Source organism: Lentilactobacillus dabitei, from assembly GCF_019061365.1.
GTDB classification, from domain to species: Bacteria; Bacillota; Bacilli; order Lactobacillales; family Lactobacillaceae; genus Lentilactobacillus; species Lentilactobacillus dabitei.
In genome coordinates this window covers 15,788-36,456 of record NZ_JAHPPD010000001.1, presented here as the reverse complement: position 1 = coordinate 36,456, position 20,669 = coordinate 15,788, and the positions used below count along the sequence as shown (strand labels likewise).

Here is a 20,669-nt window from a genome sequence, read left to right as displayed (position 1 = left end):
TTTGAAGAATTTTCGGCTTTTTCAACAGCTTGACTCAGCAATCTCTTACAGAAGGAGCAACATAACTAAATGATCAATCAATTGTTTTGGGATTTTGATGGTACTTTATTCAACACCTATCCAAAAATGGTGCAGGCGTTCAAACACGCCTTAATTGACCTCGATATTGATGAAGTTGAAATTGATGAGCACGATATTTATCTCACGATGCGTCAGCATGATGTCGGAACGGCGATTCGAAAGAGTGCGGCCTTTTATGGCATTGACGAAAAAACATTGCGAACATTGAATAAGCGGTATCAGACGGAACTGGTTTCTGCTGCCGAACCGTTTCCGGGGGCAAAAGCCGTTCTTGCCCTTGCAGAACAGCTTGGCGGTCATAATTATTTGCTGACTCATCGTGACAATCAAGCCAAGGCATTATTGGCTCATTTTGATCTGGAGCAGCATTTTACAGATTACGTGACTTCTAACCAAAAATTTCCTCGAAAGCCCAATCCAGAATCGATCAATTACCTGATTACCAAAAATAATGTCGACAGAAAAAAAGCAATAATGATTGGTGACCGTAAGCTAGATGTTGCTGCGGGGCACAATGCAAATATTGCTGCTTGTTTGTTTGATCCTGATGGGATTATTGGTGATTCTGGGAATCCGGATATTCGGATCACCGCGTTATCCGATCTAATCCCTTGGCTGTCTAAATCCTAGTAAGCTCTCAGAATTTGATCGACCATTGGCCCATAAGTTTCCCCGAATAGGTTCAAATGGGCTAATAGGTAGTTCAGTTGATACCAGCCGAGTCTTTTATCGACACCGATTTTGAGTGGATAGACGGAATTATAGCCTTGATAAAATTCTTGAGAAAAGCCCCCAAAAATAGTGGTCATGGCAATATCGAGTTCCCGGTCGCCATAAAAGACATCCGGATCGATCAGCATTGGGGTGCCATCTGAAGTGAACATATAGTTGCCAGACCAAAGATCTCCGTGTAAAAGGCTTGGGGTCACTTCATGAGTTGAATAGTACTTTTTAAATTGGTTGCTCATTGACTGGAATTGTTTTTTTCGCCAGTCATTCCAGCGGCCTTTTTTGATGGCCAAATCGACAAGCGGTTGAAGTCGCTGATTGAGATAAAAGGTTGTCCAGTCCGACTGCCAAGTGTTATTTTTGGGTAAGTTACCTGCCGTAAAATTATGATCTAAGCCAAACTGCTTAGCGTGTTGTTGGTGGACCCTGGCGACCATTTTGCCGAGTTCGACTTGACTACCGCTGCCAGTATCAATCCAATTTAAAATAAGGAAGCCATCAAGGCCAACTTCACCGGTCGCGACAATTTGGGGTGTATTGGCAACTTTTCCCAGTAATTCCAAGCCTTCAACTTCATGAGCAAAGAATTCTTTTCCCCGTTTTGGTTGAACCTTCATAAAATATTTGTTGGTTTGGGTTTCCAACATGTAAGAATCGTTGATATCACCGCCTGAAACTGATTTGATAGTTCTGACGTCATCGATTGGTAATTGTTGAAGCCAACTTTTGCTTAAAGACATAGGATGATCTCCTTAATGATTATGATTTTTAAAGTAGTTTGCCAATCCAGAAACAACGTCATCGGCATATGCTTCTTGATAAGACTTGCTTTCAATGAGCTTGAAATCTTTGTTGGTGTTAATATAACCGCCTTCAATCAGAATTGCCGGTACCGAATTGTCCCGAATCACGAGGTAATTGCCAAAATCAACGCCTCGACTCCTTAGCGGTAGCGCTTGCATTTGGGTATTAACAGCTTTGGCGAGATCCTTAGATTGCCCATTGTGGTAATAATAACACGTGTAACCCGAAGCGGTGTTATCGGCATCAGAGGAATCAAAGTGAAAGCTAATAAAGGCGTTGGCGGACGCATTGATTGCCGTTCGTGGCCGCGAATAAAGCGGAACAGTTCGATCACTATCTCGGGTCATAATGACTTTTATCCCCCGAGCCCGCAACTTTTGGGCCACTAATTTGGCGACATCTAAAGTATAGCGCTTCTCTGGTTGCCCAGTTGCGGACAAGGCACCTGTGTCGTCACCACCGTGGCCGGGATCAATGACGACCGTCGCTTCGGAAAGCTTGGTGACATTTTTAATGTCCGGATTGGTGACTAACCACGATGCCACCCAGCCGATAATTTTGTGATTATAAACTACTTTAAGCCAGTCATCTTTACGGCTGATGACCTGCAGGCGCTGGCCTTGTTTGACCTTTGCTTTGACTGAGTAGGTGACTGCCGGGCCGCTGCGAATATTTAACTGGTTTACTTTAACCGTGACTGAGTTGGAGTAGAGTGCCAGCAATAGGATGAGGAACGTGATCACGATTGCTGCAGTGGTGATTATCCAATTCTTATTTTCCTTAATCGTTTTCATTAAATGTCTTCCATTCACTCAAATAACATTATTATAGTTGAAAATTGCCAAGGAGGCTAGCTTTGTTGACGGTTCCCATCAATCGGTTCTTGACTTTTCAGTCGTTGTCAACTAATCTTAATTACAGTTAAATATTCAACCGAATGAAAAGAACAGTAAGAGGAATTGCCTGACAGAGAACATTCATTTGCTGAGAGAATGTGGTAATGATTCTGAAGTGACACTTTTTGAGTTAATGGTTAATAGTGATTGCTATTCGCGCGAGCGTTATTCTTGAGAGTTAATAAAGGTGGTACCGTGCGTTTGCACCCTTGTCTGAGGACAGGGGTCTTTTTTTTCGGAAAATATAAATGGGAGGCAACAATTAATGAAATATCAACGACCAAAAGGAACAGCTGATATTCTTCCAGATGATGCAAAAAAATGGAGCTATATTGAAGAAACTGCTCGGATGTTGTTTGAAGATTACAGGTATCATGAAATTCGCACACCGATGTTTGAAAGCTTTGATGTCTTTTCCAGAACATCTGGTGATACTTCAGACGTTGTCACCAAAGAGATGTATGACTTTGATGATAAGGGTGGACGGCACATGAGCCTGCGCCCAGAAGGAACGGCTGGTGTTGTTCGGGCGTTTGTTGAAAATAAATTGTATGGTCCGGAGCATCCACGGCCGGTTAAAGTGTTCTACATGGGGCCAATGTTTCGTTATGAACGGCCACAATCTGGCCGGCAACGAGAATTCCATCAGATTGGCGTTGAAGCATTTGGAAGTAACGAGCCCGAGTTAGACGTTGAAGTGATTGCAATGGGCATGGATTTGCTCAAACAATTCGGCCTTTCTGATATGAGACTAGAAATTAACACTCTTGGTGACCAAGAATCTCGAGATGCTTATCGTCAGGCTTTAATTGATTACTTGGATCCTCATTTCGATGAGTTAAGTGACGATTCCAAGGTTCGTCTCCACAAGAATCCGCTGCGGGTTCTAGATAGTAAAGACAAGCGGGATCAAGCCATTGTCAAGGATGCCCCATCAATTCTTGACTATCTTAATGAGGATTCGAAACGTCATTTTGATAAAGTTAAATCGTTGTTAGATGCCTTGAACATTCCCTATGTGATTGATCCTGATATGGTTCGAGGGTTGGATTATTATAATCACACGATCTTTGAGATCATGGTCAATTCAAAAGTCCTTGGCGATGGTTACACCACCATTTGTGCCGGTGGTCGCTATAATGGTCTGGTTGAACAGCTTGGCGGCCCAGAAATGCCCGGAATTGGGTTTGGAATGGGAATGGAGCGGTTAATGTTGCTGATGGAAGCTCAAAACGTTAAATTTCCAGTTCTTGATCAACTTGATGCTTATGTTGTGGGGATTGGTGAACAAACCAGCGTTGAAACCCTCCGGATTGTTCAAGCACTGCGGGCAGATGGATTTGCGGCTGACCGCGATTACCTTGACCGGAAACCAAAGGCTCAGTTCAGGACCGCTAATAAATTAAATGCCCAGTATACGATTACAGTTGGTGAAAGTGAACTTAAGGCCAAAACCGCAAATGTTAAACGAATGGCTACTGGAAAAGAAGTTTCAGTTTCGTTGAATGACATTATTCTTGATTTTGATGATGTGATCAATGAATATTTTAATGATGATGAGGAGATTGATTAGACATGAAGAGAACCACTTATGCTGGCTTGGTTGACGATAAGTTGATCGGCCAAGAAGTTGTTTTAAAAGGCTGGGTTCAAAAGCGCCGAGACCTTGGTGGCTTGATTTTTATTGAACTGCGTGACCGTGAAGGAATCGTTCAACTCGTGTTTAGTGAGGAGTTCGGCAAGGATGCGCTTGCAGTAGCCGATAAGCTTCGAAGCGAGTACGTTGTTGAAGCTAAGGGGAAGGTTGTTGCCCGAGACCCTAAAGAAATTAATTCGAAGATGAAGACCGGTAAAATTGAGGTCGACATCACCGATGCAAAGATTTTGGCCACTGCCAAGACACCACCATTTTATATTCAGGATAATATCAATGTTTCTGAAGACCTTAAACTCAAGTATCGATATTTGGATCTTCGTCGTCCTGAGATGCAAAAAAACATTTTGTTAAGAAATCGAATTATTCAATCAATTCACAGTTTCTTTGACAAAGAAGGGTTCATCGATATTGAAACGCCAACGTTGACAAAATCAACTCCAGAAGGTGCTCGGGATTACTTGGTTCCTTCACGAGTTTATCCAGGGTCATTTTATGCACTGCCACAATCTCCTCAACAATTTAAACAATTGTTGATGGGCGCTGGCTTCGATAAATATTATCAAATCGCGCGTTGTTACCGTGATGAAGATTTGCGTGGTGATCGTCAACCTGAATTTACCCAAATTGATATGGAAATGTCATTTGCCGACCAAGAGGAAATTGAAGACGTCACTGAAGGCTTCATTGCCAAGGTCATGAAGGATGCCATGGGAATCGATGTTCAATTGCCATTCAAGCGGATGGACTGGGATGAATCAATGGCCCGCTTTGGGACCGATCAGCCTGATGTACGTTTTGGAATGGAATTGAAAGATCTTTCAGACATTATGAAAGACGTCGATTTCAAGGTATTTTCAGGTGCCGTTAAAGATGGCGGCCAAGTTAAGGCGATTGCCGTTCCTGGCGGTGCTGATAAGTATTCTAGAAAAGATTTAGATCAATTTGCCGACTATGTTGAACGATTTGGTGCTAAGGGGCTCGCCTGGTTAAAAGTTACTGACGATAGCTTCAATGGCCCAATTGCAAAGTTCTTCAAGGATCCTGATCTCCGAGAAAAGATTTTAGCCAAGGCAGAAGCAAAACCTGGCGATTTACTTTTGTTCGCCGCTGACAATACCCGGGTTGTTGCCAATACACTTGGTTACTTACGAGTTGAAATTGCTAAGCAACAAAATATGATCGATGAATCCAAATTTGCTTTCCTGTGGATTGTTAACTGGCCATTATTTGAATGGGATGTTGATTTAAAACGGTACGTCGCTGCCCATCATCCATTTACAATGCCAAATGAAAACGATGTTCACTACTTAATGAACGAGGGTGAAGATCCTCATAAGGCTTATGCTCAAAGTTATGATATTATCTTGAACGGCCTTGAACTTGGTGGAGGTTCCATTCGTATTCATACTCGAGCCCTTCAGGAGAAAATGTTTGAAGCCCTTGGGTTTACTAAAGAAAGTGCCGAAGCTCAATTCGGTTACTTCCTAAATGCGCTCGACTACGGTTTTCCACCTCATGGTGGTTTGGCAATCGGCTTGGATCGTTTTGTCAGATTGCTTGCTGATCGAGAGAACATTCGAGACGTCATTGCGTTCCCTAAGAATTCTAAAGCTGTCGAACCATTGACCAGTGCTCCTCAACCCGTTGCTAACAAACAGCTTGAGGACTTGGGCTTGTTTGTTGCTGATCATGACGATCAAAAATAAACGACGTTCTTTATCACTATTTGAATCGTCTTAGGCAAATAATTGCCATTTTTAAGCAAGAGATTGGGAGAAAAGGCAATTTGATCCCAGAATTTAAGCCAAGAAAGCAATGCATTCTAGTTTTGGATGCATTGCTTTCTTGGCTTAAATGGCAGGGGTTAGTCATTAACTGCAGGCTTTAGAAAGCCAAGTTGCGTTTATCAACACTTTTCTGACTAATATTTCAGCCAATTTTGATGTATTATTGCGGCATCAAGGTTATCATAAAACCTGAAGATACTTTTGCGATTTATGAAAGGAAACTAATATGGATGACGTTTCAAAACTTATGCGTCGGCACACCTATGTTACTAAAACCTCAACTTCTCTGATTTATGCAATTCTCGTTTCGATTGCGGTGAACTTTTTTTGGACACCTGGTCATATCTATTCATCAGGGATCACCGGTTTTGCTCAGCTGCTGAATACAATTTCGATGCGGGCGTTGCCAATCACGATCTCGACTGGCCTTGGTTTGTTTCTTTTAAACGTGCCATTATTTTTCTTAGCCTGGCGGGCAATTGGTAAACAATTTACTGTTTTTACCATCATTACCGTTTTTCTATCTAGTTTTATGATTCAGTTATTGAAGCCGATCCCGTTAACCCATGACCCGATTATCTGCGCGATCTTTGGTGGGGCGGTTAATGGTTTCGGAACTGGTTTGGCTTTGAAGAATGGCATTTCAACCGGTGGCTTGGATATTCTTGGTATTGTCATCCGTCAGCGGACTGGCCGGAGTATTGGGACGATTAATATTGCCTTCAATACTTTGATCATCATTGCCGCAGCTTTCATGTATGGTTGGCCATATGCCTTTTACTCGGCCTTGAGTTTGGTTGTCAATGCAAAGGTCATGGATATGACCTATACCAAACAGCAACGAATGCAGGTAATGATCATCACCAATCGACCCAATACAGTGATCGACAGTGTCCAAAATCATCTTCGTCGGGGGATTACCATTGTTCACAATGCAGAAGGTGCCTATCGGCATGATGCGAAAACGATTTTATTCACGGTTATTTCGCGTTATGAGATGAATGAATTGGAAGAGGCCTTATTGGAGTCGGATCCAAATGCGTTCGCAAGTATCGCAGACTCAGTTAAGATATTGGGAAGATTTTATGAACCGAAACCGTGAGAAATTCGAAAGAGTCATTGGTCTAATCCTTTGTTTGAGTTCGAATTAGCAGATTGAAAACCAAGTTGTTCAAGTTAGCTTTCTTGACTGCCTGATTCATGCAAAAGGGGGATCTAGCTTGAAGCCGACGCTTCTTTCTAAAGATTCTTTAAGAAACCAGTTCTGAAAAATGTTTATGTTATAATATTTCAGTGTGTGATTACAAAATACTGAAAAACGGTGAAAATTTTGAAAGTTTTATATTTATGGCTGATTAAAATGATTTCTGGGTTGAACGTTTTTCGGCGCAGAAATAAAGTCGTTTACTTGATGAGTTTTGATGATAATGTTGACTTCATCAAAGAACTGGCCCAGAAGATGCCGCCGAAGATGAAGCTGGTCGTCCTGTATCGTCCCGATACTGAAGCAGCTGCAACCGATTTGGCCGCGTTTGGAATTGTCACTCGGCCATTTAATGATGGTCTCAAATTTGTTTTTGATTTTGTGCCATTGTTGATGGGGGCAAGGTTAATTATTTGTGATAATTATTATGCTTTCTTGGGAGGGCTGGTTCATCGGCCTTCAACCAAGATCGTTCAAATTTGGCATGCGGATGGGGCAATCAAAAAGTTTGGTTGGGAAGACCCAACGACCGCTAAACGAAGTCAATTTGATAAACGACGATTCCAATCTGTTTATGATCATTTTGATGAATACATTGTTGCTTCCAAAGCAATGGGAAATGTGTTTGTTTCAAGTTATCATGAAAGTTTTGATAAGATTCGGCTGTTAGGTTACCCCAGATCCGATCAATACCTCGATTTGAAGTGGCAACAAGTCGCTCGGGAACGAATCTACCGGGCAGCTCCTGAATTAAGAAGCAGGCGAGTCATTTTATATGCCCCGACTTATCGGCCCCACCAAAGTTTTAAGCTGCCAATTGGGCTGAGTGATGCCTTGGCCGCTGATCCAAATGCGATCGTCGTTGTCAAATTGCATCCGGTGTTTCGAGATAAGGAAATCGCCGTGCGGGAAGTCGGCAATCCAAGAATCAAGTTCTATCATGAACTGGCGACCAGTGACTTATTGGCCGTTGCAGATACATTAGTAACCGACTATTCATCGGTAGCCTTTGATTTTAGTTTACTGCCCAATGCCAAATCAATGATCTTTTTCATGTTTGACATCGATCAATATCGGCGCAATCCAGGCATTCAAGATGATTATTTAGACTGGTTGCCAACCCCGCCGATTACGACGGTTCATCAATTAAAACAAGCAATTATTGACGCTAAACCAACTAATTTTGATGATTTTAACAAAAGATGGAATACGTTTAACGACGGTCAAGCAACTCAGCGGGTCGTTGATCGGTATATCCAGTTGCTGAAGTCACGTTAAGGAGTGCCTGAAAGTGAAAGAAGTTTTAACGCTATTACGAGAACAGTTTGAAAATATTGGGATTATTTTTCGGATTTCCAAGTATGAAGATAAAGCTGAGTATCAAAGCCATTATTTAGGACTTGTTTGGGAATATCTCTATCCATTAATTCAAATCGGAATTTACTGGCTGGTATTTGGTATCGGCTTGAAACATGGGAATACCACTCACGGGGTCGATTACCTGCCATGGATGGTGATTGGAATTACACCATGGTTCTTCATGAACCGGGCAAGTTTGGATGCCTCAAAGAGTATCTACCAGCGGGTTGGGATGGTTTCTAAAATGAAGTTTCCAGTTAGTATTTTGCCAACCATCAAGATTGTCAGCAATTTAAGTGCCTTTTGGACAATGTTGGTCTTTTCAATTGTAGTTGGCGGGATGTATGGTGTTAGACCATCAATCTATTGGTTCCAATGGCTCTATTACTTCATTTGCATGATTGCCTGGTTAATTGCGTTTGGTATTTTCAATTCAACCATTTCTGTGCTCGTTCGGGATTACCGAATCCTATTGCAATCATTGATGAGAATGTTATTTTATATGTCTGGCGTGCTTTTTAACTTTGAAACCAACTCATTTCCGGCACCATTCGTCCACATTTTGCAGCTAAATCCATTCTTCTATGTTGTTTCTGGCTTCAGGGATTCGATGCTATCGACGAATTGGTTCTGGCAAAAGCCAACCTTAACAGTTGTCTTTTGGGGAATGATTCTCTTCTTCCTCCTAGTTGGGTCCCATCTCCACTACAAGTTCAGATCAAGATTTGTTGATTTAATATAGTGTGGAGGATGAGCTGTTGAAAAATCAAATGATTCAGTTAATTAAATTGATAGCTCGCTGGATACTCATCGTGATGAACGATGGGTTTCTTTGTATGCGAGTGAAAAAAGGCACGGTTATTTTTGAAAGCTTTAATGGGCGTGATATTAGCGACAATCCATTTGCTATCTACAAGCAATTGGTGAAAATGAATCCTGCTGACCGGGATCATTATTATTTCAGTGTGAAACCATCTGAATATCAGCGGTTATCCAAAGCATTTCCGGACATTCAACTCATTCGGCGGTTTACTCCGGGGTGGGTCAGTTACATAGCCCGCGCAGATTTCTGGGTGATGAATTCCCGGATGCCCAAATGGTGGCATAAAAACCACCAGACGACCTATATTCAGACTTGGCATGGGACGCCGTTAAAAAAATTGGGTGTGGACATTGAACATGTCGAGATTCCCGGAACGACCACGGCACAATATCATCAGGGATTCGTTGATGAAGCTGCTCGCTGGGATTATTTAATCGCTCCCAATCAATATTCAGAGGATATTTTTAAATCTGCCTTCAAGTTCAAACATGACTTTTTAGAAGTTGGCTATCCCCGTAACGACACCCTTTATCAGGATAATCGTCAAAGCCACATCGCGGAGATTAAGCAACGATTATTCGGTTATCAGCCAAAACGGATTATCATGTATGCGCCCACATGGCGGGATGATAATTTTAAACAACAAGGGCGCTACAACTTTACGTTGCCGTTTTCGCTTGCAAATTTTTTCAAAACAGTTTCTGATGACACGGTTCTGATTATTCGGCCCCATTATTTGGTCAAAGATCACATCGATATCACTGGTTTTGCCGATCGGGTGAAAATCTTTGCTGAAGAAGATATTAACGAGTTATATTTGATCACAGATCTGCTAATCACCGATTATTCTTCGGTGATGTTTGATTATGCCAATCTTGAAAGACCAATGTTGTTTTTCCCGTATGATCTCGCTCATTATCGAGATGAGTTGCGAGGATTTTATTTTGACTATGACCAAGCCAATTTACCGGGACCGATGGCGACTGACGAAGCGGCCTTTACAAAATACTTAAAAGAATACACTGAGACTGGTCAATTTTCGGCTTTTGATGATCAATTGCGCGCATTTAATCATCAATTCTGTACTTGGGAAAATGGTCATGCAGCTGAAAAGATTGGTCAGTTGATTTTACGAGGAGGAAAATAATGAGTGAAGAAAGGTTCTTAATTGGTTCCCACGTCAGTATGAATGGCAAGGACATGTTCCTGGGTTCGGCCAAGGAAGCCGATTCATACGGCGAAAACGTCTTTATGGTTTATACTGGGGCCCCTCAAAATACGGTTCGCAAACCAATTGATAAGTTAAATGGAGATGCCGGTAAAGCCTATATGAAGGAGCATGGGCTACAAGAGGTTGTTGTCCATGCCCCTTATATCATCAACTTGGGGAATACTTTGAAGCCTCAGAATTTTACCTTTGGCATCCAATTCTTGCAGCAAGAAATTAAACGGGCTGAAGCCATTGGGGCTAAGCAGATTGTTTTACATCCAGGTGCGCATGTCGGGGCAGGTCCGCAAAAGGCGATTGCTCAAATTGCCAAGGGCCTCAACGAAGTCATCACCAGCGATCAAAAAGTCCAAATCGCGCTAGAAACCATGGCTGGTAAAGGAACCGAAGTGGGCATCACGTTTGAACAACTGGCAGAGATTATTGACAAGGTTACAGATAATGATAAACTTTCAGTGACGTTTGATACCTGTCATACCAGTGATGCCGGCTATGATATCAAGAATAATTTCGACGGTGTTTTGAATGAATTTGATCATGTGATTGGCATTGATCGATTGAAAGTCATTCATCTCAATGACTCCAAGAACGAACAGGGCAGCCATAAAGACCGCCACCAAATTATTGGGTTGGGGACCATTGGCTTTGAGACGTTGAACTATATTGCGCATCATGAACAGTTGACCAACGTCCCAAAGATTATGGAAACACCGATTTTAAAAGACGAAACAGATAAGAAGATTAAATATAATCCCCATGGCTACGAAGTTGCGATGCTCAAACGGCAGCAATTCAACCCAAATATTATTGCTGATATGAAGGCTGGTCGGCCATTTAGTTAGGTTTTTGACAGTTGTAAAAAGAAGAGTTACAGAAGTGGCATACCAATCATGAAGTGCCCTACTTTTGTAACTCTTTTATAAGTGCTAAGCAGGCTCATCAAGCCCACATTGCGTTAAAATCGATCGTGCGTGTCTTTCCTGATAGTGTGATGAAGTCGTTAGGTCACCTCAATGCTTCCTGGCCATTAGTCTTCAAATGTTGTCGTGTCCAGGTTCAAACTTTCCAAAATAATTGTTGCGGTTTCCTCAATTGACTTATTGGCAACGTTAATCGTCAAGCAACCAAGCTTTCTGTAGAGGTCCTTTGCATATTTCAATTCTTTCTTAATATTTTCGGTGTCTGAGTAAGGTGTATCTGCATCTAGACCATATGACAACATCCGCTGTCTTCTGATCTTGTGGAGCTTCTCAGGGGTGTTCAAGAGGCCAAAGACTTTATTCTTGTCTACTTGGTCGAGTTCTTCAGGAATTTTTAAACTTGGTCCGATGGGTAAGTTTGCGACCTTTTGATTTTGGTTAGCCAAATAAAGGGAGAGTGGTGTCTTGGATGTTCTGGAAACTCCCAGTACGACAATATCCGCCTCCAATAGGCCTTTGGCATTCTTACCATCGTCATTTTCAACCGCAAATTCGATTGATGAAATTCTTTCGAAATAATTTTGATTAAGATCGTGGATCAACCCAGGAATATGGGCAGGTTGCTCGTCGGTTAGCTTGCTGAGCATCCGCATTGGCTCTTGAATACAATCAAAGTCATAAATATGATTTTGAGTGCAAAATTCATCAACCATTTCACTTAAATCGGTGTTAACCAATGTATGAAAAATCATGGCATGGTTGGTTTTGGCCAATTTAAGAATTCCCCGCAAGATTGAGTCGGTTTGAATGAACGGAAAGCGCCGCATTTCGGCCTTAAGATTAGGAAATTGTGAAACGGCTGTTTGGGCAATTGTTTGAGCGGTGGCACCACTTGAATCAGAAATAATGAACACATTTTGCGTTTTCATATAGGTTATTCTCCTCTAAAATAAAATTTCCTAATTAAATATTAACATGTGATAGCGTTTTTAACTTAAATCATTGACGACAAAGACATTAATATGTATAATTTATTTAGAACCGTTTTAGGATGCACTTGGAGTGCTTTTTAAACAGTTACATTCAAGCTCGGAGGGAGGGAATTTCACATGGCAAAGACAGTCGTTCGTAAAAACGAGTCTCTTGATGATGCTCTTCGACGCTTCAAACGTACAGTTTCAAAAAGCGGTACATTACAGGAATATCGTAAACGTGAGTTTTATGAAAAACCAAGTGTAAAGCGTAAATTAAAGTCAGAAGCAGCACGTAAGCGTAATAACAAGAAGAAGCGTCGTTTCTAAGACACTACTCGAGAGATCGGAGCCTAATTTTTATTAGTCTCTGATCTTTTTTAATGGTAAAATTTAATTATAAATTGAAAAGAGGTTACTTTGATGACTGTTTATGATCAATTGAATGCAGACTTAAAAGAAGCAATGAAGGCACATGATAAAATTCGCTTAGGTGTGATTCGGGGCATTAAAGCTCAAATAATGAACGCTGAAGTTGAAAGTGCTGATCATAAGTTAACTGAAGATCAAGTGAGTTCAATCGTCATGAAAGAAATTAAACAACAAAAAGAATCGATTGAAGAATTTAAGAAGGGTAATCGTGATGATTTGGTCAAGGATCAAGAAGCCAAATTAAAGATTGCCGAAGAATATGCACCCAAACAAATGTCAACCGATGAGGTTAAAGCCGTTGTCGAGGAAACCATTAAACAGGTTGGCGCAGAGTCAATGGCTGACTTTGGTAAAGTGATGGGAGCTGTGATGCCTAAAGTTAAAGGTAAAGCCGATGGAAGTATTATTAATCAACTTGTAAAAAAACACCTTCAAGGTTAATTAATGATTAATAATGCTTTGGAAATGGCTTTTTCTATGCTAGTATCACAATAATAGGATTAAAAAGGAGTTTGTGTATTTGGCTGATACTGAACAGATTACAAAAGAATTTATCGTATCCGATCCCAATGAGCTATTGCAAATTGTCGGTACTCAAGATGAGTTTGTGACGATTCTTGAGGAGGGCATGGACGTTTCCATTAACGTGTTCGGTAATTCGATGCGGATCTCTGGTACAGAAGATTTAGTCAAAACGACGATCCACATTTTGGAAAATATTCTTTCCCTGATTGGAAAGGGCATCAGTATTAATAGCAGTGATTTTATTAGTGCAATTAATATGGCCAAGAACGGCACATTAGAATATTTTCAGGATTTATATAACCAAGTCTTAATCAAAGATGCTAAGGGTAAGGCAGTCCGAGTCAAAACGTTTGGTCAGCGACAATACGTTCAAGCGATTCGTCATCATGATGTGGCTTTTGGCATTGGACCTGCTGGAACCGGTAAGACTTATTTGGCGGTTGTCATGGCGCTGGCGGCTTTAAAACAGGGAACCGTTGATAAAATTGTGCTGACACGACCCGCTGTTGAAGCCGGGGAAAGTCTTGGCTTTTTGCCGGGTGATTTGAAAGAAAAGGTTGACCCTTATCTCAGGCCAATTTATGATGCCCTGCACGCAATTTTAGGCGCGGAGCATACTGAACGGTTGATGGATCGTGGCGTGATTGAAATTGCGCCGTTGGCATATATGCGTGGCCGGACCCTGGATAATGCATTTGTGATCTTGGATGAAGCTCAAAATACCACCAATATGCAAATGAAGATGTTTTTAACCAGGTTAGGATTTGGTTCAAAGATGATTGTGAACGGTGATATTTCACAAATTGATTTGCCAAAGCGAACAACCAGTGGGTTGGTTGCTGCCCAAAAAATCTTGAAAAATATCGACCAAATTGAATTTGTAACCTTCACTGCGGAAGATGTTGTTCGACATCCAGTGGTTGCAAAAATCATCACCGCGTACGAGAATAGCGGTCATTAACTAATCGAGGAAGAATGAGAATGGATTTAGAGATATACGATAAAACAAAGGACGGCATTGATGAAAAAGACCGAAAATTAATTGCCAACGTGCTTGATTTTGCCGGTAAGTACATTAAGCTGGCAGATAACACGGAAATGTCTGTGACCTTGGTCAATAACGACGAGATTCACCGGATTAATAAAAAATATCGCGGCGTCGATCGGGCAACTGATGTGATTAGTTTTGCGATTGAAGATTCTGCCGATGATGATTTCCCGATTATTATGGATGAATCTCTCAAAGAAAGCATTCCAGAGAACATTGGCGACATCTTTGTGTCAGTTGATAAAGTTGCCGAACAAGCTGATTACTTGGGTCATTCTTTCCAGCGAGAACTTGGCTTTCTAGTGGTTCATGGCTTCTTGCATCTGAATGGCTATGATCACATGAAGAAAGCTGATGCTGACGTGATGTTTCCCTTGCAAAAAGAGATTTTAAATAAATATGGCCTTAAAAGATAAAGACAGCAGACAAATAGATAAGAACAAGACTTTTTTCCAATCAGTAGGACACGCCTTAGAAGGAATCAAACGTCTCATTTTAGAGGAACGTAATTTTCGGTTTGACCTTATCATTGCATTTTTAACGTTGTGTCTAGGCGTGATTCTTCAGATAAGAATTAACGAATGGCTATGGTTATTTGCTGCATTCTTTTCTGTGATTGGATCGGAAGTGTTGAACTCAATCATTGAGAATGTGGTCGATTTAATTGTTGGCCATCATTTTGACTTGTTAGCCAAACGAGCAAAGGATATCGCCGCTGGTGGTGTCCTGATGTCTGCGCTATTTGCAATCATTATCGGGTCGTTAATCTTTATTCCCCGGTTTATTGAGTTACTAAGTTAGGTGAGGTAAAAAATGGATAATCCAAATTATCATTCAGGATTTGTTGCAATTGTTGGCCGGCCCAATGTCGGGAAGTCAACTTTCTTAAATCGAGTGATCGGTCAGAAAATTGCGATCATGAGTGACAAAGCCCAAACAACTCGAAATAAGATCCAGGGAGTCTACACAACGAAGGAAGCTCAAATTGTGTTTATTGATACCCCTGGAATTCATAAGCCCAAGGATAAATTGGGCGATTTTATGATGGAATCAGCTTTGTCAGCTTTGAAAGAAGTTGACGCTGTGTTATTCATGGTCAATGCGACTGAACGGCGAGGCGCTGGGGATAATTATATTATTGACCAGTTGAAGAAGACTGACCAACCAGTTTACCTGTTAATTAATAAAATTGACCAAATTTCGCCTGATGACATTATGGCAATTATTGGTGAGTACCAAAATGCGTTAAAATTCAAGGATGTTTTCCCAATTTCTGCCTTACAAGGAAACAATGTCCCAGAATTGATTGATGCTTTGGTAAAGGAATTGCCAGAAGGACCTCAGTACTATCCAGAAGATCAAGTAACGGATCACCCGGAACGATTTGTGATTTCAGAGTTAATTCGAGAAAAAGTGATGCAATTAACTCGCCAAGAAATTCCGACCTCGACCGCCGTTTATATTGAAAAGATTAAGGATGACAATGGGTTGTTGAGAATTCAAGCAACAATCATCGTTGAACGGGACGGTCAAAAGGGAATTGTGATCGGTAAGGGTGGCTCAATGTTGAAGAAAATTGGGACCCTAGCAAGAAAAGACATCGAGAACATGATGGGCAACAAAGTGTTCTTGGAGTTATGGGTAAAGGTTCAACCAAGATGGCGTGACAAGCAAAGCTTATTGGATTCGTATGGGTACAAAAAATAGTGAACGAAGCAAAGCGTTTAGGAACTGGAACTTAAGTCACCCACGCATGGATTCTTTGCTCTGGGGATCGTCCGGCTGCTTTTGTGGCAGTTCCTACTTTGCACAGCTAATCTATTCTATGTAGACGCAACTTTACCTTTTTTCAATGTTGGTTGAAGCTGTCCTATTTTGCCTAACAAAAATGTGCACCAGGAGGCTGATCTCAACCATGTAAGCTAGAAATCAATCATTCCAAAATGGAAGTAATTAATTTTTCCTTACATTCCGGGATCAAAGCACTTATTATCGCGTTCTGAGGTGATTTCATGTCCAAAGGCCAAATCACAGATTTTAATGGAATTTTACTTTACACCAAGCCCTACCGTGAACATGACCTTTTGGTGAAATTTTTGACCCGTGAATTTGGGAAGAAAATGTTTTTGGTCCGTGGTGCCAAGCGACCTCGCTTCAAAATGCGGGCGGCGATTTTACCGTTTACATATGGCTTGTACGGTGGCGACATCAAAGATGATGGCTTGTCATACATCAATGACGGCAAACATGTTGAACACTTTAATCAGATCGCTGAAGATATCACTAAGAATGCTTATGCAACTTACACAATGTCATTAATCGATCTGGCATTTCACGACGGTGAGCCCATAGCTGTTTGGTACGACAAGTTGTTAATGGGGTTGAAACTGATTGATGAAGGCTTCGACGCAGAAATTATCACAAATATCTTTGAAGTTCAATTGCTTCAAGCCTTTGGGGTTGCCCCTAATTGGGTTGACTGTGTGATCTGTCATCGGCGAGATTTGCCGTTTGACTATTCCGAGGCGTATGGTGGCTTGCTATGCAAAAATCACTGGGACAAGGATCCTTACCGAATGCATCTGGACGCGAGAACCATTTATTACTTGAGGTTATTTTCGGTTGTGGATTTATCAAAATTAGCGCACATTGCAGTAGGTGACAAAACCAAAAAGTTATTACGACAAGTTTTAGACCAAATCTATCAGCGAAGCGTCGGGGTGGTTCCCAAAAGCAAACGATTCATTGATCAACTGGGTAAATTCAAAATTTGATGTAAGCTGCGTTGACAATCGTTTTAATGTCAACTATGATTATTTCTGAAATAAATAATTCGGCAATGAGAAAAGAAACTGATTGATGATTTTGTCCAACGAGACTGGGTAAGTGAGAGCCAGTTCAAACTGATCAATTAGATGGCGCTTTTTGAGCTGAACAATTAAGTGCTGGTAATAATTTACCAGAAGTAGGGTGGAACCGCGATTGACTCGTCCCTATGTTTAAGTGGCTAAGTATAGCTTTTAAACATAGGGATTTTTTTGTGATTAAACTAGGAGGAATATTGATGACTGAAAAACTATCAGTTCAAGAAATTATCCTGCGGCTGCAAAAGTATTGGGCAGCTCAAGGATGTATGTTAATGCAGGCATACGATACCGAAAAAGGGGCTGGAACAATGAGTCCTTACACGTTCTTGCGGGCAATTGGCCCAGAGCCATGGAATGCCGCTTATGTTGAACCTTCCAGACGACCAGCTGATGGCCGTTATGGTGAAAACCCGAACCGGCTGTATCAACATCATCAGTTTCAAGTTATTATGAAGCCTTCACCAGAAAATATTCAGGAACTTTATCTGAACAGTTTGAAGGAACTTGGTATTAATCCCTTGGAACATGACATCCGTTTTGTTGAAGATAACTGGGAAAACCCTTCGATGGGATGTGCCGGTGTTGGTTGGGAAGTTTGGCTAGACGGAATGGAAATTACCCAGTTTACATATTTCCAAATCGTTGGGGGCCTCGAAATGGATCCCGTTGCATCTGAAATTACTTATGGTTTGGAGCGGCTCTCGTCGTACATTCAAAACGTCAACTCTGTATTTGATTTGGAATGGTCAGACGATGTTCTTTACGGTGATATCTTCAAAGAACCTGAATATGAACATTCCAAGTACAGCTTTGAGGTTAGTGACCAAGAAATGCTGTTGAAGCATTTCAATGAGTATGAACATGAAGCCAAGCGCTTATTGGATCAAAGCCTTGTTCATCCTGCTTATGACTACATTTTGAAGTGCAGTCATACGTTTAATCTTTTGGATGCTCGCGGCGCTGTGTCAGTTACCGAACGAGCTGGTTATCTATCCCGAATTCGCAATTTAGCCCGGCGGGTCGCCAAGGAATTTGTTGCCGCTAGAAAACGTCGAGGATTCCCGTTGATTAAAGACGAGAAGAAACGTCAAGAACTACTCAAAGACGAAACGGAGGAAAAATAATGGCTAACAATTTCTTACTGGAAATCGGTTTGGAAGAAATCCCTGCCCATGTTGTGACGCCAAGCATTAATCAACTCAAAAAACGGGCAACCGATTTTCTTAAAGCACAACGAATTACATTTGCCAACATTAAGACTTTTAGCACCCCTCGGCGGTTGGCTCTTTATATAACGGAGTTAGCTGATAAGCAGCCAGATATTGATAAATCCGTCAAAGGACCCGCAAAAAAGATTGCTCAAGATGCTGACGGTAACTGGACGAAGGCTGCGATTGGTTTCTCAAGAGGGCAAGGCGCTACCACGGATGACATCACGTTTAAGGATGTTAAAGGGACACAATACGTTTTCGTTGAAAAACACATTGCTGGTAAACCTGTCGACGAGATTTTAACCGGGATGAAAGACGTTATTACTGCAATGACTTTCCCAACGATGATGAAGTGGGGGAACTATTCATTTGAATATGTCCGACCGATCAAATGGCTGGTCGCCTTACTTAACGATCAGGTTGTTCCCTTTAAGATCCTTGACGTGACAACTGATCGCATTACTTCTGGACATCGCTTCCTTGGTAAAGATGTTGAATTGGTAAACGCAGATGAATACGAAGAAAAGTTGACTGAACAATTTGTCGTTGCCGATGCTGATAAACGAAAAGAAATGATCACCAAGCAGATTCAGAAGATTGCCCAAGACAACAACTGGAAGATCAATCTGGATCCTGATTTATTGGAAGAGGTTAATAACCTGGTTGAATGGCCAACCGCATTTGCGGGTAAGTTTGATGACAAATACCTCAAAATCCCAGATGAAGTCCTGATTACCTCGATGAAAGATCATCAGCGTTTCTTCTATGTAACTAATCAAGAAGGCAAATTACTTCCTCATTTTGTTTCCGTCCGAAACGGGAATGATTATGACTTGCAGAACGTGGTTCAAGGAAATGAAAAAGTTTTAACTGCCCGTCTGGAAGATGCCATGTTCTTCTATCAAGAAGATCAAAAGAAGTCAATTGCTGATTATGTGGAACGTCTGAAAAAGGTCAGCTTCCATGACAAAATTTCGACAATGTATGACAAAATGCAGCGAGTGCAAGTTATTTCACATTACTTTGGCCAATTATTCAGCCTTTCTGACGACCAACTCAAAGATTTGAAGCGGGCAGCTGAAATTTACAAATTTGATTTAGTTACCGGCATGGTTGGCGAGTTTGCCGAACTCCAAGGTGTAATGGGTGAAAAATATGCGTTGCTAAATGGCGAATCCGAGGCGGTTGCCAAAGCAATTTCCGAACACTACATGCCAATCTCAGCAAACGGCGATTTACCTCAATCAGATATTGGTTCAATTTTGTCGATTGCCGATAAATTGGATAGCATTTTAACGTTCTTTGCCGCCGGGATGATCCCAAGTGGCTCAAACGATCCCTATGCCTTACGTCGTCAAGCAACTGGGATTGTTCGAATCGTTTCTAACAAGAACTGGAAATTTGATTTAACTTCAACGTTGAACAAAGTGATTGAGTTGCAGAAACAGCAAAACGTTGCCCCTGATTTGGATATGAGCGGACGGGTTTCAGCGATTGATGACTTTATTAAGGATCGAATCAAACAGTTCCTTGATGACTTAGGTATTCGTTATGATATTTCAGATGCCGTTACCTCTGGATCACATACCAACATTGTCTTTAACATTGCTAGTGGCAAGGCCTTGCAAAATCACAGTGATGATCGTGACTTCAAGGAGGTCATTGAGTCACTGACCCGGGTTCAACGGATCGCTAAAAAGGGTTCATTTGGCAGTGATGATTTGACGGTTGACCCAAGTTTGTTTGAGAATGATTCCGAAAAGTCACTTCATGATGCTGTGGCCAAGGCTGCAGATGGTTACACAGACTTGACTGCTGAAGCCGATTTTAAACGGCTAGCAGGGCTTAAAGATGAAATTAACACTTATTTTGACGCTACAATGATCATGGCTAAGGATGAAAAGCTGAGGAATAACCGGCTTCGTCAGTTGACAATGATTGCCAACATGATTATGTTCTTAGGTGATTTGGATAAATTGGTTGTCAAGGGATAATGAGTGCTTATGATTGTACTAATTGACATTGTATGATAGTATTTAATCACGTATCGCTAAGACAATGAGTCGCACTCTTGGGTGCGGCTTTTTGCCGGTATTTATACGGCTTTTAAAGATGGGAGGCGAAAGA

20 protein-coding genes are annotated in these 20,669 nt (G+C 41.4%); 17 read left to right on the top strand and 3 right to left on the bottom strand.

The window, feature by feature from the left end; translation table 11 throughout:
* Positions 1-69: 69 nt before the first annotated feature.
* Entirely contained in the window at positions 70-711 is a 642-nt protein-coding gene (locus tag KTE19_RS00150; RefSeq protein WP_217161322.1) for an HAD-IA family hydrolase, read from the top strand.
* Here the strand turns inward: KTE19_RS00150 and KTE19_RS00145 are convergent.
* Together KTE19_RS00145 and KTE19_RS00140 are read right to left on the bottom strand one after the other, a co-directional pair.
* Positions 708-1,550, bottom strand: coding sequence for a fructosamine kinase family protein (locus KTE19_RS00145; protein WP_217161321.1), 843 nt, complete (start codon positions 1,548-1,550; stop codon positions 708-710). The genes KTE19_RS00150 and KTE19_RS00145 overlap by 4 nt on opposite strands.
* A gap of 12 nt (positions 1,551-1,562) precedes the next feature.
* Positions 1,563-2,408, bottom strand: coding sequence for an N-acetylmuramoyl-L-alanine amidase family protein (locus KTE19_RS00140; RefSeq protein ID WP_217161320.1), 846 nt, complete (start codon positions 2,406-2,408; stop codon positions 1,563-1,565).
* Between the two features lie 367 nt (positions 2,409-2,775).
* On the opposite strand from KTE19_RS00140, the gene hisS reads away from it, so the two are divergent.
* From hisS to KTE19_RS00105, 7 genes are all read left to right on the top strand, one after another.
* Positions 2,776-4,083: a histidine--tRNA ligase gene (hisS, locus tag KTE19_RS00135; RefSeq protein WP_217161319.1), complete on the top strand. Its 1,308-nt coding sequence runs from the start codon at positions 2,776-2,778 to the stop codon at positions 4,081-4,083.
* A 2-nt stretch (positions 4,084-4,085) separates the two neighbouring features.
* Positions 4,086-5,873 (top strand): aspartate--tRNA ligase, encoded by a 1,788-nt coding sequence (gene aspS, locus KTE19_RS00130; RefSeq protein WP_217341334.1) that lies wholly within the window; start codon positions 4,086-4,088, stop codon positions 5,871-5,873.
* A 307-nt stretch (positions 5,874-6,180) separates the two neighbouring features.
* Positions 6,181-7,056: a YitT family protein gene (locus tag KTE19_RS00125; protein ID WP_054746606.1), complete on the top strand. Its 876-nt coding sequence runs from the start codon at positions 6,181-6,183 to the stop codon at positions 7,054-7,056.
* Positions 7,057-7,275: 219 nt separating this feature from the next.
* The gene (locus KTE19_RS00120; protein ID WP_347339383.1) at positions 7,276-8,436 is read left to right on the top strand and encodes a CDP-glycerol glycerophosphotransferase family protein; all 1,161 of its coding nucleotides are present in this window, start codon (positions 7,276-7,278) and stop codon (positions 8,434-8,436) included.
* A 13-nt stretch (positions 8,437-8,449) separates the two neighbouring features.
* The gene (locus KTE19_RS00115; RefSeq protein WP_054746608.1) at positions 8,450-9,259 is read left to right on the top strand and encodes an ABC transporter permease; all 810 of its coding nucleotides are present in this window, start codon (positions 8,450-8,452) and stop codon (positions 9,257-9,259) included.
* Between the two features lie 16 nt (positions 9,260-9,275).
* Positions 9,276-10,487 carry a CDP-glycerol glycerophosphotransferase family protein gene (locus tag KTE19_RS00110; protein WP_249778543.1) on the top strand — a complete coding sequence of 404 codons (1,212 nt, stop codon included), beginning with the start codon at positions 9,276-9,278 and terminating at the stop codon, positions 10,485-10,487.
* The gene (locus KTE19_RS00105) at positions 10,487-11,410 is read left to right on the top strand and encodes a deoxyribonuclease IV (protein WP_217161317.1); all 924 of its coding nucleotides are present in this window, start codon (positions 10,487-10,489) and stop codon (positions 11,408-11,410) included. Before KTE19_RS00110 ends, KTE19_RS00105 begins: the two co-directional genes overlap by 1 nt.
* 185 nt (positions 11,411-11,595) lie before the next feature.
* Here the strand turns inward: KTE19_RS00105 and KTE19_RS00100 are convergent, their stop codons facing one another.
* Positions 11,596-12,417: a pyruvate, water dikinase regulatory protein gene (locus KTE19_RS00100; RefSeq protein ID WP_217161316.1), complete on the bottom strand. Its 822-nt coding sequence runs from the start codon at positions 12,415-12,417 to the stop codon at positions 11,596-11,598.
* Positions 12,418-12,597: 180 nt separating this feature from the next.
* Here KTE19_RS00100 and rpsU point away from each other — a divergent pair, with 180 nt between their 5' ends.
* From rpsU to glyS, 9 genes are all read left to right on the top strand, one after another.
* Positions 12,598-12,789, top strand: coding sequence for a 30S ribosomal protein S21 (rpsU, locus tag KTE19_RS00095; RefSeq protein ID WP_003553874.1), 192 nt, complete (start codon positions 12,598-12,600; stop codon positions 12,787-12,789).
* A 93-nt stretch (positions 12,790-12,882) separates the two neighbouring features.
* Positions 12,883-13,332, top strand: coding sequence for a GatB/YqeY domain-containing protein (locus KTE19_RS00090; RefSeq protein ID WP_054746610.1), 450 nt, complete (start codon positions 12,883-12,885; stop codon positions 13,330-13,332).
* 79 nt (positions 13,333-13,411) lie between these two features.
* The gene (locus KTE19_RS00085; protein WP_217161315.1) at positions 13,412-14,377 is read left to right on the top strand and encodes a PhoH family protein; all 966 of its coding nucleotides are present in this window, start codon (positions 13,412-13,414) and stop codon (positions 14,375-14,377) included.
* 20 nt (positions 14,378-14,397) lie between these two features.
* Positions 14,398-14,880, top strand: coding sequence for an rRNA maturation RNase YbeY (ybeY, locus tag KTE19_RS00080; protein ID WP_217161314.1), 483 nt, complete (start codon positions 14,398-14,400; stop codon positions 14,878-14,880).
* Entirely contained in the window at positions 14,864-15,265 is a 402-nt protein-coding gene (locus tag KTE19_RS00075) for a diacylglycerol kinase family protein (RefSeq protein WP_056982817.1), read from the top strand. The genes ybeY and KTE19_RS00075 overlap by 17 nt, the downstream gene beginning before the upstream one ends.
* Positions 15,266-15,277: 12 nt before the next feature.
* Positions 15,278-16,171: a GTPase Era gene (gene era / locus KTE19_RS00070; RefSeq protein WP_056982816.1), complete on the top strand. Its 894-nt coding sequence runs from the start codon at positions 15,278-15,280 to the stop codon at positions 16,169-16,171.
* 305 nt (positions 16,172-16,476) lie between these two features.
* Positions 16,477-17,238, top strand: coding sequence for a DNA repair protein RecO (recO, locus tag KTE19_RS00065; RefSeq protein WP_217161312.1), 762 nt, complete (start codon positions 16,477-16,479; stop codon positions 17,236-17,238).
* Positions 17,239-17,528: 290 nt separating this feature from the next.
* Positions 17,529-18,455 carry a glycine--tRNA ligase subunit alpha gene (glyQ, locus tag KTE19_RS00060; protein ID WP_056982814.1) on the top strand — a complete coding sequence of 309 codons (927 nt, stop codon included), beginning with the start codon at positions 17,529-17,531 and terminating at the stop codon, positions 18,453-18,455.
* A complete protein-coding gene (gene glyS, locus KTE19_RS00055) occupies positions 18,455-20,536 on the top strand; it encodes a glycine--tRNA ligase subunit beta (protein WP_217341333.1) in 2,082 nt (693 codons plus the stop codon). The genes glyQ and glyS overlap by 1 nt, the downstream gene beginning before the upstream one ends.
* Positions 20,537-20,669 lie beyond the last annotated feature (133 nt).